The organism is Actinoplanes sp. CA-142083 (assembly GCF_050942195.1).
Classification (GTDB): Bacteria; Actinomycetota; Actinomycetes; order Mycobacteriales; family Micromonosporaceae; genus Actinoplanes.
The window spans coordinates 7259052-7271982 of sequence record NZ_CP192076.1; the positions used below are offsets into that span (position 1 = coordinate 7259052).

Below are 12931 nucleotides of genomic sequence, written 5' to 3' on the forward strand. Positions count from 1 at the left end.
AAGGTAATCTCGAATTCGCGTTCGGGGTCAGCGGTGGCCCTGGGTGAAGCGTGAACCGCCTAGTTCTAGGAGCTTCTCGTCGGGGATTATGGGTGGGAGGGTGGGGTCGTCGGGGAGGGTGATGGTTGTTTGCAGGCGGATGTCGCGTGACGAGGCGCCTATCTCGATGACGAACTCGCCTCCCTCCAAGCGCCAGGCGCCGTGGGGGCCCGCTGCGATGTCCCAGTAGGCGAAGTCTCGGGGGGTCAGGTCGAAGGTGACTGGGGTGCTTTCGCCGGGGGCCAGGGTTAGCTTTTCGAAGGCGCGCAGCTCGCGTACGGGGCGGCGGACTGTGGCGTCGGGGTCTCCTATGTAGAGCTGGACCACCTCGCGGCCGTGGCGGGGGCCGGTGTTGGTGACGGTGCAGGTGACCCGTACGGAATCGGTGATTTTGATGTTGAGGTTTGTGTAGTCGAAGGTTGTGTAGGACAAGCCGTGGCCGAAGGGGTAGCGGACCGGGCGGTTGAGGGCGTCGTACCAGCGGTAACCGATGAAGACACCCTCGCCGTAGAGCACCGTGCCGCGCTCTCCGGTCCACGTGACGTAGCTGGGGGTGTCCTCCAAGGCCAGGGGGAAGGTCTCGGCGACCTTTCCCGAAGGGTTCACGCGGCCATAGAGGACGTCTGCCACGGCGCCGGCGCCTGCCTGGCCGGGCAGCCACGCCTCGACTATGGCGTCTACTCGGTCGTGCCACGGGTCCATCGTGATTGCCGCGCCGTTGGAGAGGACCACTACCAGGTCGGCGCCGGTTCGGTCGCGCAGGGAAGCCAGGCGGTCCAGCAGGGCCAACTGGTCGGCCGGCAAGGACAGCGTGGTGCGGTCGTCGGCCTCCTGCTCGAAGGCCAGCGGCAAGCCTGCGAAGACGACGATCACGTCGGCGTCCTGGGCTACCAGCACCGCCTCGTCGATCAAGCGGCGGGCCTCGGCGGAAAGGGGGCCGGCGGCTACGCGCTCGGCGGCGGCGGCCAGGCGTAAAGCCTCCGCCAGCGCGGCCGAGCGGCGCGCGGGGCCGCGGCCGTCGTCCACGAAAGTGGCGTCGTGGGCGGCCAAGTAGGCGGTCAGGTCGTCCTGGTAGGCGTTCAAGGGGGTGTGGACGTAGCCGGGGGCGTAGGCGGCGGCCTCGAAGAAATCCAGGGCGTTGTCAACGCGGGTCGGGTCCACGCCGGAGGAGCCGCCGCCCTGGATGCGGGCGTGGGCGGCGAAAGCGCCGATGACGGCTACCCGGGCGGAAGGGTTCAGGGGCAGCACGCCGCCCTCGTTGCGCAGAAGCGTCACGCAACCGGCCGCGGCCTCCCGGGCGAGCGCGTGGTGCTCGTCGGCGCGCAGGAGCTCCAGTTGCGAATCGGTGAGCCTGGCGCCGGGCGAGACCTCGAAGCCGGGGACGGCGGCGGGGTGAGCGCGCTCGACCAGCCGCACCACCCGGCGGACCGCCTCGTCCACGACGCTCTCGTCCAGCTCGCCCGCGCGGACGGCGGAGACGATCTCGGCGTCGGTCTTGCCCGCGGTGCCGGGCATCTCCAAGTCGAGGCCGGCGGCCAGGGCGCGCACACGGTGGTGCACGGCGTTCCAGTCGGAGACGACGACGCCGTCGTAGCCCCACTCCTCCCGCAGGATCGTGGTGAGCAGCCACCGGTTCTCCGAGGCGTGCACGCCGTGCAAGCGGTTGTAGGAGCACATGACGGTCCACGGGTCGGCCGCCTTCACCACCCGCTCGAAGGCGGCCAGGTAGATCTCGCGCAGCGTCCGCTCGTCGGCCTCGACCGAGATGCGGGTTCGCTCGATCTCCTGGTTGTTGGCGGCGAAATGCTTCAGGGAGGCACCCACGCCGACGCTTTGCACGCCTTTCACGTACGCGCTGCCGAGCTCGCCGGAAAGCAGCGGGTCCTCGGAGAAGTACTCGAAGTTGCGCCCGCACAGCGGGGACCGCTTCATGTTGACGCCGGGGCCGAGCACCACCTGCACGCCCTCGGCGCGGGCCTCCTCGCCGATCGCGACCGCGACCCGGCGGACGAGGTCGCGGTCCCAGGAGGCGCCCATCGCCGACGCGGTGGGGAAGCCCGTGGCGGGCACCCACACCATGTCGACGCCGGTTTCCTTGCGCAGCCCGTGCGGGCCGTCGCCGACCTCGATGGCGGGCAGGCCGAGCCGGTCGATCGCCTCGGTGTACCAGTCGTCGTGGCCCGAGAGCAGGGACGCCTTCTCCTCGAGCGTGAGGGCGGCGATGTCGATCATCAAGGGGTTCCTTAGAACGTCGTGAGGAAGTCGTGGGGGTGGTCGTCGCGCACCCGGGCCAGCAGTTCGGGGCCGACCTCGACGCCACCCTCGGCCAGCGCGTCGAGCACCACGCCGCTCAGCGGGGAGGCGTCGGCGACGACGACCCGCGCGGCCGGCGCGACGCGATGAAGCGAAGAAAACAGGGCGTCGCGCATCGCCGGGTGCTCGGACGTGGCGACCGATCCGTTGAGCAGCACCGGCAGCTCGCCCGACGCGAGGTCGACGCCGACCCGCCGGGCACACCATTCCGCGTACCGAACAAACGCCGACGCCTGCTCGGCGACGATGGAAACGGCGACCGCGTCACCGGCCTCCGCCGCGGCCAGGACGAGCCGCGACGCCTGCCACAGGTCCGACGCGGGCCGCGCGCCGAACCGCCGGGTGAACACGTGGCGCAACTCCCAGCCGTCCGCGACGCCGTAGAACGACAACATCGACTCGGTGAGGGCCGTCTCCGGGCCGGCGCCCATCCAGGCCAGGCACACCGCCCGCAGGGCCGCGTTGCCGAGCCCGCTGCCGCCGAGGTGGTCGAAGACGAAGAAGCCGGAGTGCTCCTCGCGGCCGTCCTTGGCGCGCGCGGCCACCGCGGGCCCGGTGCCGACGGTGATCGACACGGCGACCCCGGATCCGTCGATCAGCCGCAATGACGCGTACGCGTCGTTCTTGACGCTCACTGCCCGCAGAAAAGGGAAACGCGACCGCAGGTGGTCGTCCCAGAAGGTGGCGTCCTCGGGGTAGTCCACGCCGGCGATCCGGAACGCGGCCGCAGCGATGTCGACGGCCCCGGCGCCGGCCAGGGCGGCCTGCACCGCTTCGAATACCGACTCGAGCGCGGAAGGGACGCTGTCGGCGCCGTAGATGTCGCCGTTGCCGCCCCGGCCGCGGCCCAGGACGGCACCCTCGGCGTCGGTGACGAGGGCGACCGACTTGGAGTTTCCGGCGTCGACCGCCAGGTACGCGTGACTCACTTGAGCAGACGCTCCGGGAGGTAGGCGCGGTGCGCGTACGCCATCTCGTCGTACAGCTCCTCGGCGACGGCGAGCGTGGGGACCATCGGGTTGGCGGCCAGCGCGCGGACGCCGTCGGCCCGGGTGCCCTTCCACGCGGCCTCGGCGGCGAGATATTGGAACTCGGCGAGTTGCTGGACCAGACCCCGTACGGAATGCGGCAATGGCTTTTGCGGCAGCGGCCGGACGCCTTGCCCGTCGACGGTGCACCACATCTCCACGACGACATCCTCGTCGAAGCCCGGCAGCGCGCCCCCGATGTTCGGCAGGTTGACCGGCAGGCGGGCGCTGTTGTCGTTGTAGTACGCGCTCATCACGTCGATCGCCAGCTCGAGCTCATGGATGCCGCCCCGCGACCGCTTGGGGTCGAGCTGGGGAACGTCGGCGAGCATCTGCTCCTCGTAGTGCTGCCAGTACCCGGGCAGCGCGTCGAGCAGGACCTCGGCGCGCGTCCGCCGGGCCGCCTGCGCCTCCCGCAGCACCTCCTCGCGGAAGTAGTAGTACTGGAAGTAGTCGCTGGGCACCGAGCGCATCGTGGTGGCCAGGCGCAGCATCCGCTTGGCGTGCAGGTCGAGGGTCGGATCGTCCTTGCGCGCCTCCCAGGCGGCGTCGAGCAAAGGCATAAGATCTTTGCCCTCGTACGTGTGCTCGTAGGACCAGCAGTTGTGGTTGACGCCCGCCATCACCACGTTGGCCTTCGCCGGGTCGAGGCCGGCGGCCCGGAGCACCGTGTTGGGGAAGGTGATCGGCCCCTCGCACATCGACCAGATCGTGCGGTCGGTGAAGCGGGTGACCGCCTGCGACACGATGTTGACCGGGTTCGTGTAGTTGAAGATGACCGCGTTCGGGGCGACCGCGTCAAGGTCGCGGATGATGTCCTCGTAGATGTGGATCGACCGCAGCGACATGAAGAAGCCGCCCGGTCCCTGCGTCTCCTGGCCGATGACGCCGTGCTTGAGCGGGATCCGCTCGTCGAGCGCGCGGGCGGCGAAGTCGCCGGGGCGGAAGCTCGCGAGGACGGCGTCGGCGTCGGTCAGCGCGGCCCGCCGGTCGGTGGTCGACGAGATCTTGATGTTCAGGCCGTCGGCCTTGGCGATCTTGCGGGCGATGGTCTCGACGGCCTGGAGGCGGTCGGGGTTGACGTCCTGGATGACGATCTCGGAGCCGTCGAACTCCTTGCCGTGCGCCAGGATCGACGCCATGGTGCCGGCGCCGCGGGAGGATCCGCCACCGATGTAGACGAGCTTGATGGATGCCATGATCATTTCTCCCTGACAGCGGCCGCGTGGTCCGCGATGAGCGTGGGGTTCTTGCATTCGACGACGATGGTGGACGGCCAGTCGGCTTCGTAGGCCTCGGCCGCCGTGATGCGGGCGAACGCTTCGTGCTTGTGCGCGCCGCAGACGATCATGATCACCTCGCGGGACAGGGTGGCGATCGTGTCGACGCCGACCGTCACTCCGTGGGTGGGCACCATGTCGAGGCGGGTGAACTCGGGGAACGTCCCCATGTTGTCGCGCCGGGTCGCCTCGCCGAGCGCGGTGACGTGGGTGCGGGCGTCGCGGGGCGTGCCGGGCTGGTTGAAGGCGATGTGACCGTCCCCGGCGCCGGTGGCCAGCAGGAACAGGTCGATCCCGCCGGACGCCTCGATGCTCTCGTCGTAGCCGATCGGGTCGGCCGGATCCGGCACCCAGATCTCGAGGGGCGCTCCCAGCGGATCGGCGATCTGGCGTTGCGCGAAGCCGAGACATGAATAGGACAACTCAGGCGCGACCCGTTGGAGGGCAGGGTCGAGATAGTCGTCCATCATGACGATCACCAGGCGCGAGAGGTCGGTGCCGAGGGCGGCGTGCCGCGCCAGGGCCCGGTAGACCGGCATCGCCGTACGGCCGCTGGGGCAGCCGAGCAGGAAGGGCCGGTCGCCGGTCGCGGCCATGCGGTCGAGGATCGTCGCGGCGACCTGGTCGCCGACCGCGTCGGCGTCGGGCAGCACGATGGGTTGCAGAGACACGAGGGTTACTCCTTGATCGCGCCGGCCAGCATTCCGGAGATGAATTTCCGCTGGAAGACGACGTAGAGGACCAGCACGGGCGCGGCGACGATGAGCCCGCCCGCGGCCATCAGGTTGATCTGGGTGACGTACTTGCCCTGGAAGACCCCGAGCGCGACGGTCGCCGTCTGGTTCGAGCCGTGCAGGAACACCAGGGACAGGAAGTAGTCGTTCCAGGTCCACATGAAGCTGAGCAGGATCAGCGTGTAGATGGCGGGCCGGGCCATGGGGGCGGCCATCGACCGCAGCATGCGCAGCGCGCCGGCGCCGTCCATCTCGGCCGACTCGAAGGCCGAGCGGGGCAGGGCGCGGAACGCGGCGCGCATCCAGAAGATGCCGAACGGCACGCCCATGCCCAAATGGATGAGGATGATGCCGGGCAGCGTGTTCGTGAGGCCGAACGTCCGGAACTGGTAGTAGAGCGGGACGATGATGGCCTCGAGGGAGATCATCATGCCGAGCAGGACGATCGGGAACAGCACCTTGTCCCCGACCACGCCCAGCACGCCGAAGGCGTACCCGCCAAGAAGAGCGAGAAGGACCTGGCCCGCGACAACGCACACGGCAATGACGATGGAGATCGTCATGGCCCGGGAGAAGTCGGCGTCGCGCCACGCGGTCGCGAAGTTCCCCCACGCGAAGTCGCCGACGCCGACCGGCTTGCCGGAGCGGTCGGGACTGAGCGCCGCGACGACGAACGTGCCGACCGGGAAGAGCACGACCACGGCCAGGATCGTCAGCACGACGTAGTTGACGACGCGTTCCATCTTCGAGATCACGGTCAGTCCCTCTCCGAGACGCGGGTGATGACGACCGCGATGACCAGGCACAGGGCCGCCATCACGACGCCGATCGCCGCCGCGAGTCCGACTTGCGGGTTCTGGAACGCCGCCTTGTAGAGCGCCACCGCCGGGGTCAGGGTCGAGGTGCCCGGGCCGCCGTGCGTCGTGATCCAGACCAGGTCGAAGGTGCGCAGCGCGGCGGTGATGGTCAGCGTCAGCGCGACGGCCAGCTGACCGCGCAGGCCCGGCAGCGTCACCGCGAAGAACTCGCGGACCGGACCGGCGCCGTCGATGCGGGCCGCCTCGTACAGCTCGGGCGCGATCGCAGAGGTGCCGGAAATGAACAGCACCATGCAGAAACCGAAGGTCACCCACGTGCCGACCAGGCCGAGCGCCGGCAGCGCCCAGGTGAAGTCGCCGAGCCAGGTCTTGGCCAGCGAGTCGAGGCCGACGGCCCGCAGCGCGGTGTTGAGCGGGCCGTCCGGCGCGTAGATCCGCTTGAAGACCAGCGCGATCACGACGGTGGTCATGACCTGCGGCAGGAAGAAGATCCACCGGTAGACCGCCATGCCCGGCTGCTTCGCCCGGGTCAGCAACGCCGCCGACAACAGCCCCAGGATGATGGGCAACAGGGCAAAAAAGCCGATGAGCACGAGTACGTGTCCGAGCGTCGACCGCAGGACCGGGTCCGTGACGAACGCCTTGTAGTTGTCGAACCCGACCCATGTCGAGGCGGTGACCCCGTCCCACTTGTAGAACGAGTACTGCACCGACTGGGCCAGCGGGACGAGCACGACGAGCGCGTACACGCCCAGCGGGAGCGCGGCGAAGCCGAGGCCGATCCACCGCGTCCTGCGCCGCAGGGGGCGACGCCGGACGTCGGTGTTCGTGGCCGTGCGCACCTCGCGTGCCGGGGCCACCGTGTCGGTCACGGGTCAGCCCTGCCCCGCGAGGAACGTGTCCCGGTCCTTGTCGACGGCCTCGGTGAACTTGTCCGGGGTCATCTTGCCGGCGTACACGAGCTGCAGGTTCTGGCTGATGGTGTCGAGCATCGTCGGGCTGGACCAGTCGAAGTACGGCACGTAGCCGTCGTTCTTGTCCAGGGTCGCCGCGCCCGCCGACTCGCCGGTCAGGCTGAGCGACGAGGCCGGCACCTTGACGTCCGGGGACATCGCGGGGACGAGGCCCTTGTCGACGGCGACCTGGCCGGCGTCGGGCGACATCATGTAGTCGAGGAACGCCGCGGCGACGTCCGGGTGCTTGCTCTTCGCCGAGATCACCATGGCGCCCGGGGCGGCGCCGACGCCGACCGTGCCGCTACCGCTCTTCTGCGGCAGCTGGATGTAGCCGAAGTGCCCCTGCTGCGAGGCGTTCAGGCCGAGCGAGCCGGTGTACTCCCAGCGGAAGACGCCCTTGCCGCCGACGAAGTTGGCGACCGCCGTCTGGTAGTCGATGCCGTTGAACTTCGGCGGGAAGTAGCCCGCGTCGGCCCACTTCTTGGTAAGGGTGATGGCGTCGGTCATCCCGACGTCGGTGGCCTTCACCGACGTGTCGCCGTAGATGTAGTCGTTCAGCTTCTTCTTGTCGGCCAGCAAGGCCTGCGTGCCGAGAAGGATCGTCGTGGAGCCGTCGAGGCTGCCGTACTCGAAGGGGACCTCGCCGGCGGCCTTGGCCTTGGCGGCGCCGGCCTCGAGCTCGTCGAGGGTGGTGGGCGGGGTGATGCCGAGTTTCTTCAGCTTGTCGGCGTTGTAATAAAGGCCGATCAGCGACGTACGGGCCATGGGCGTGCCGAACCACGAGCCCGCGCCCATCGTCTTGAAGTCGGTGGTGAAGGTGTTCTGCCGGGTGATGGTGCTCGGGACCTTCTTGTCCCAGCCATAGGCCTTCGCGTACGCGTCGAGGTTGAGCACCAGGTTGCCCTTGGCCAGGGTGCCCAGCGACTGCCAGCCGTTGTTGGCGGTCGCGATGTCGGGCCCGCTGTCGTCCTGCAGCTGCAGGTTGAGCGTCGAGTTGAGCTGACCCCAGTCCTCGGTCGTGCGCTCGATCTTGACGTTCGGGTACTTCGTCTGGAAGCCGGTGATCAAGGACTTGATCCACTCGCCCTCGGCCGCGCCCCAGAAGTCGGTCAGCTTGAGCGTCACGTTGCCGGCCTTGGCGACGTCGGTCGAGACGGTGCTCGGGGCGTCGTTCTTGGCGGTCGAGCCGCCTCCGGGCGAGCAGGCCGCCAGGCTCAGCGCTATGGCCGCCGCAACTCCCGCTTTATGAAATCTCATCTTCACTCCGTTGTGTCGCCGGTGTTAACGGACACTAGATCCTCCTATACCAGTTAGTCCAGTGCTGAACCACGAATCGCCACTGGTCCACCCAGCGGTGAAACTGGTACTCTGCTCCGCGTGACGACTGGGACCGCTTCGACGCAGGCCTATGAGCAGCTGACCCGCGACCTCACCGTCGGCCGTTACGCCCCCGGCTCGCGGCTGCCCGGCGAGCGCGACCTGGCCACCCAGCTGGGCGTCAGCCGGGCCACGCTGCGCCTGGCGCTGAGCCGTCTCGAGTCCGAGGGCACCCTGCAGCGATCCGCCCAGCGCGGCTGGTTCGTGCCCACCCAGGTGCTCAGCGAGCCGCCCAGCACGCTGCAGTCCTTCACCGAGATGGCCCGCGCTCGCGGCCTGCGCCCGACCGCCCGCGTCATGCGGCAGGAGGTGCGGCCCGCCGGCATCGACGAGGCCGCCAAGCTGCGCATCGCGCCGGCCGCGCCGGTCATCGAGGTCGACCGCCTGCGCGGCATGGACGGCACACCGGTCTGCTTCGACGTCGTGGTCGTGCCGGAGGCCCGCGCCGCCGACCTGGCGACCGCCGACCTCACCGACGCGTCGCTCTACGACGTGCTGCGGGAGACCTGCGGCATCGAGGTGCATCGCAGCGCCTACACGCTGATGGCCGAGAGCGCCGACGCGGAGCTGGCCCGGTTGCTGGGCATCACCGCCGGCGCGCCCGTGCTCGTGGGCGACGAGGTCGCCTACACCGCCGACGGCACCCCGGTGCTGATCGGCCACAACAAGTACCGGGGCGACGCCTACCGCTTCGAGGCCGACCTGTTCCGCCGCGCCTGACGCGCCCTGGCCGGTCCGGCACCCGAGCCTTAGGCTCAAGGGCCTGATGATCACAATGGGGATGAGCGGCGAGGCCCTTTACGGCCGCGATGCCGAACTGCGGCAGTTGAGCGCTTTCGTCCGGAGCGGGCGTGATCGGGGCGGGCGTGATCGGGGCGGGCGTGATCGGGGCGGGCGTGATCGGGGCGGGGCGCTGGTGGTCCGCGGCGAGGCCGGCATCGGCAAGTCGACGCTGCTGAGCGAGGCCCGCCGGATCGCGACCGGCGACGGGCTGCTCGTCCTGTCGGCCGCCGGCGTCGAGGCGGAGTCGCGGCTGCCGTTCGCCGGCCTGCACAACCTGCTGCGACCGGTCCTCGGCCGGACCCGAGCGCTGCCGGCGCCGCAGCGGGACGCGATGATGGCGGCGTTCGGCATGACCGGCGCGGCCACGCCGGACCTCTTCCTCGTCGCCCTGGCCGCGCTGAACCTGCTGGCCGACACCGGCCCCGAACCCGCCACCCTGCTGCTCGTCGAGGACGCGCACTGGCTCGACCCGGCCAGCGCGGACGTGCTCGCCTTCGTCGCCCGACGGCTCGACGCGGACCCGGTGTTGCTGCTCGCCGCGGTGCGTGACGGATTCCCCAGCTCGTTCGGGGCCGACCTGCCGGCTCTGCGCCTGGAACGGCTGGGCGAGGCTGCGGCGGCGGCCCTGCTCGACGCCAGGGCCGGCGCCCTGCCGCCCGGCGCTCGCCGGCGCCTGTTGCGCGACGCCGCCGGCAATCCGCTGGCGCTGGTGGAGCTGGCGGCCGGGGCCGAGTCCTCGGCGCAGGCGTTCCAGCCGCTCAGCGAACGGCTGGAGGAGGCGTTCGCGGCCCGGGTCGGCAGGCTGCCCGCCGCCACCCGGACCCTGCTGCTGATCGCCGCGATCAACGACAGCGACTCCCTGTCCGAGACGATGGCGGCCGGCGGCGAGGGGGTCACCGCCGACGACCTCGCCCCCGCCGTCGCCGCGTCCCTGCTGGACCCCGACGAGATCCGGGTCCGGTTCCGGCACCCGCTGATGCGCTCGGCCATCCACCAGCGGGCGAGCGTCGCCGAGCGGCACGCGGCGCACGCGGCGCTGGCCCAGGTGCTCGCCGGCAAGCCGAACCGGGCGATCTGGCACCGGGCGGCGTCGCTGTCGGAGCCGGACGAGAGCGTGGCGGCCGGTCTGGAGGAGGCCGCCAAGGCGGCCCGCCGGCAGGGCGCGGCCCGGCTGGCGCTGTCCGCGCTGGAACGGGCCGCACGCCTCACCGCCGACCCGGCCCGCCGGGCAGCACGGCTGCTGCGCGCCGCCGAGGCCGCGGTCGAGCTGGGTCGCCACGACGTGGTGACCGATCTCGTCCGGGAAGTCCGGACGGTGGAGCTGTCGGCGCGGCAGCGCGGCCAGCTGCTGTGGATCGAGGCGAGCTTCGGCGCCGGCCTGCGCGAGGAGCACCGGCGGCCGGAGGCGATCGCGGCCGCCGCCGAGCAAGTGGCGGCGGACGGGCATGCCGACGTGGCGATGCGGCTGCTGAACGGCGCCGCCCTGCGCTCGTTCTGGACGGAGGCGGACACCGCGGCCCGGCTCCGCATCGTCGATGTCGCCGAGTCCCTGCCGGTCGCCGCGGGCGATCCGGACCTGCTGGCGATCCTCGCGTTCGCGGCGCCGATCGAGCGGGGCGCCGCGGTCATCGACAGCCTCCGGCGCAGCGCCGCCCGCTCGGACGGCGATCCGGAGGCGATGCGGCTGGTGGGTTCCGCGGCGATCCTGGTGGGCGTCTTCGACCTGGCGGAGACCTGCTCCGCGGCCGCCCTGCCCGCGCTGCGCGCCCAGGGCCGGCTCGGCCTCCTGGCCCGGGCCCTCGGCGCCCAGGCGTGGAGCGCCGCCCACTTGGCCGACCTCGACGCCGGCATTCCCGCCGCCGAGGAGTGCACCCGGCTGGCCGCCGAGACCTCCCAGCCGCTCTTCGTCGGGATCGGCCAGTCCACGGCCGCGGTGCTGGCGGCGCTGCGCGGCGACGAGGAGGCCGCCGGGCGCCTGGCCACCGCCGCGGAGCAGGGCGCCCTCTCCGGCGGGGTCCGCCCGGTGCTGGCCACCGCCCGGCTCGCCCGCGGGCTGGCGGCGCTCGGCGCGGGCCGGTACGCCGAGGCGTACCAGCAACTGCGGCGCATGCACGACCCGGCCGATCCGTCGTTCCACCCGGCGCTGCGCTGTTTCGCCGTCGGCGAGCTCGCCGACGCCGCCCTCCACAGCGGGCAGGCCACGGCGGTGGCCACGGTGATCGCCGAGATCGAGGAGCTCGGCCGGCAGACCCCGTCGCCGGCGCTGCACGGCGGGCTCCGGCATGCCCGGGCCGTCCTCGCCGGGGACGCCGACGCCGAGGAGCTGTTCCGGGTGGCGCTCGGGGAAGGGGCCGGGCGCTGGCCGTTCACCCGGGCGCGGGTGCAGCTGGCGTACGGGAAATGGCTGCGGCGGCAACGCCGGAGCGCCGACTGCCGCGAGCCGCTGCGGGCCGCCCGCGACACGTTCGACGGCCTCGGCGCCACGCCGTGGGGCGAGCTGGCCCGTCAGGAGCTGCGGGCGTCGGGCGAGACGAGCCGGCGCCGGACGGTCGAGGCGTACGAGCGGCTCACCGCCCAGGAGCTGCAGATCGCGCAGATGGCCGCCGAGGGCATGACCAACCGCGAGATCGGCGAACGGCTCTACCTGTCGCACCGCACGATCAGCTCGCACCTGCACCGGATCTTCCCGAAGCTGGAGATCACGTCACGGTCCCAGCTGGGCGCGATCGTGCGCGGCCGGGCGACCGTCATCTGACGCTCGCGACCGGCGCCGGCCCGCTTGTAGGGTCCGCGTCATGCAGCTTGATCTCGAGGGCCGGACGGCCCTGGTCACCGGGGCCAGCCGCGGCATCGGGCTGGCGATCGTGCGGGCGCTGGCCGCCGAGGGCGTGACCGTCGTCGCGGGCGCCCGCAGCACCCCGCCGGAGCTGGCCGCCCTCGCCGGGACCGGCCACGTCCACCCGGTCACCGCCGATCTCAGCACCCCCGACGGACCGGCCGCCCTGGTCGAGGCGGGCACGGCCCTGCTCGGCGGCCGCCTGGACATCCTCGTCAACAACGTCGGCGGCGTGCATCCCCGCACCGGCGGCTTCCTGTCGGTCACCGACGCCGACTGGCTGGAGACCCTGACGATCAACTTCCTCTCCGCCGTACGGGTCACCCGCGCCGCCCTCCCGCACCTGCTGGAACGGGCCGGAACGATCGTCACGGTCAGCTCGGTCAACGCGTCGCTTCCGGACCCGCTGGTCATCGACTACAGCGCCGCGAAAGCCGCCCTCGCCAACTTCAGCAAGGCGTTGTCGAAAGAGGTCGGGCCCCGAGGCGTACGTGTCAACACCATCAGCCCCGGCCCCGTGGAAACCGACCTGTGGCTCGGCGCCGGCGGCGTCGCCGAGACCGTCGGCGCGGCCGGCGGCCTCGCTCCCGAAGAGGTCGCCAAGGGCGCGGTCGGCGGCGCCGCAACCGGCCGCTTCACCCGCCCCGACGAGGTCGCCGACCTGGTGCTGCTGCTGGCGAGCGGCCGGGCCGGCAACGTCACCGGCACGGACATCCTCATCGACGGCGGCCTGACCGCCTCCCTATGAGATTTCGATCCGCCACCTG

10 protein-coding genes are annotated in these 12931 nt (G+C 71.4%); 3 read left to right on the forward strand and 7 right to left on the reverse strand.

Annotated features, from left to right (window positions below):
* Positions 1–27: 27 nt before the first annotated feature.
* The 7 genes from ACQPZX_RS33350 to ACQPZX_RS33380 are packed head-to-tail and all read right to left on the reverse strand — an operon-like array spanning position 28 to position 8425.
* A complete protein-coding gene (locus tag ACQPZX_RS33350; RefSeq protein ID WP_433364095.1) occupies positions 28–2271 on the reverse strand; it encodes a beta-glucosidase family protein in 2244 nt (747 codons plus the stop codon).
* Between the two features lie 11 nt (positions 2272–2282).
* Positions 2283–3281 carry a BadF/BadG/BcrA/BcrD ATPase family protein gene (locus ACQPZX_RS33355; RefSeq protein ID WP_433364098.1) on the reverse strand — a complete coding sequence of 333 codons (999 nt, stop codon included), beginning with the start codon at positions 3279–3281 and terminating at the stop codon, positions 2283–2285.
* Positions 3278–4579 (reverse strand): glycoside hydrolase, encoded by a 1302-nt coding sequence (locus ACQPZX_RS33360; RefSeq protein ID WP_433364101.1) that lies wholly within the window; start codon positions 4577–4579, stop codon positions 3278–3280. The genes ACQPZX_RS33355 and ACQPZX_RS33360 overlap by 4 nt, the downstream gene beginning before the upstream one ends.
* 2 nt (positions 4580–4581) lie before the next feature.
* Complete coding sequence (locus ACQPZX_RS33365) at positions 4582–5331, reverse strand: 6-phosphogluconolactonase (protein WP_433364104.1); 750 nt, start codon at positions 5329–5331, stop codon at positions 4582–4584.
* Positions 5332–5336: 5 nt separating this feature from the next.
* A complete protein-coding gene (locus tag ACQPZX_RS33370) occupies positions 5337–6149 on the reverse strand; it encodes a carbohydrate ABC transporter permease (RefSeq protein WP_433364107.1) in 813 nt (270 codons plus the stop codon).
* Positions 6150–6151: 2 nt separating this feature from the next.
* The gene (locus ACQPZX_RS33375) at positions 6152–7084 is read right to left on the reverse strand and encodes a carbohydrate ABC transporter permease (RefSeq protein WP_433364110.1); all 933 of its coding nucleotides are present in this window, start codon (positions 7082–7084) and stop codon (positions 6152–6154) included.
* A 3-nt stretch (positions 7085–7087) separates the two neighbouring features.
* Positions 7088–8425, reverse strand: a complete 1338-nt coding sequence (locus tag ACQPZX_RS33380) for an ABC transporter substrate-binding protein (protein WP_433364113.1) — start codon at positions 8423–8425, stop codon at positions 7088–7090.
* Positions 8426–8545: 120 nt separating this feature from the next.
* Here ACQPZX_RS33380 and ACQPZX_RS33385 point away from each other — a divergent pair, with 120 nt between their 5' ends.
* The 3 genes from ACQPZX_RS33385 to ACQPZX_RS33395 are packed head-to-tail and all read left to right on the forward strand — an operon-like array spanning position 8546 to position 12912.
* Positions 8546–9265, forward strand: coding sequence for a GntR family transcriptional regulator (locus ACQPZX_RS33385; RefSeq protein ID WP_433364116.1), 720 nt, complete (start codon positions 8546–8548; stop codon positions 9263–9265).
* Between the two features lie 46 nt (positions 9266–9311).
* The gene (locus ACQPZX_RS33390) at positions 9312–12083 is read left to right on the forward strand and encodes an ATP-binding protein (RefSeq protein WP_433364118.1); all 2772 of its coding nucleotides are present in this window, start codon (positions 9312–9314) and stop codon (positions 12081–12083) included.
* Positions 12084–12123: 40 nt separating this feature from the next.
* A complete protein-coding gene (locus ACQPZX_RS33395) occupies positions 12124–12912 on the forward strand; it encodes an oxidoreductase (RefSeq protein WP_433364121.1) in 789 nt (262 codons plus the stop codon).
* Positions 12913–12931: the final 19 nt, after the last annotated feature.

What these genes read in the sequence shown, in the direction of transcription:
- ACQPZX_RS33350 (WP_433364095.1), bottom strand. Translation starts at nt 2,271, where the DNA reads ATGATCGACATCGCCGCCCTCACGCTCGAGGAGAAGGCGTCCCTGCTC.
- ACQPZX_RS33380 (WP_433364113.1), bottom strand. Translation starts at nt 8,425, where the DNA reads ATGAGATTTCATAAAGCGGGAGTTGCGGCGGCCATAGCGCTGAGCCTG.
- ACQPZX_RS33395 (WP_433364121.1), top strand. Translation starts at nt 12,124, where the DNA reads ATGCAGCTTGATCTCGAGGGCCGGACGGCCCTGGTCACCGGGGCCAGC.
- ACQPZX_RS33390 (WP_433364118.1), top strand. Translation starts at nt 9,312, where the DNA reads ATGATCACAATGGGGATGAGCGGCGAGGCCCTTTACGGCCGCGATGCC.
- ACQPZX_RS33360 (WP_433364101.1), bottom strand. Translation starts at nt 4,579, where the DNA reads ATGGCATCCATCAAGCTCGTCTACATCGGTGGCGGATCCTCCCGCGGC.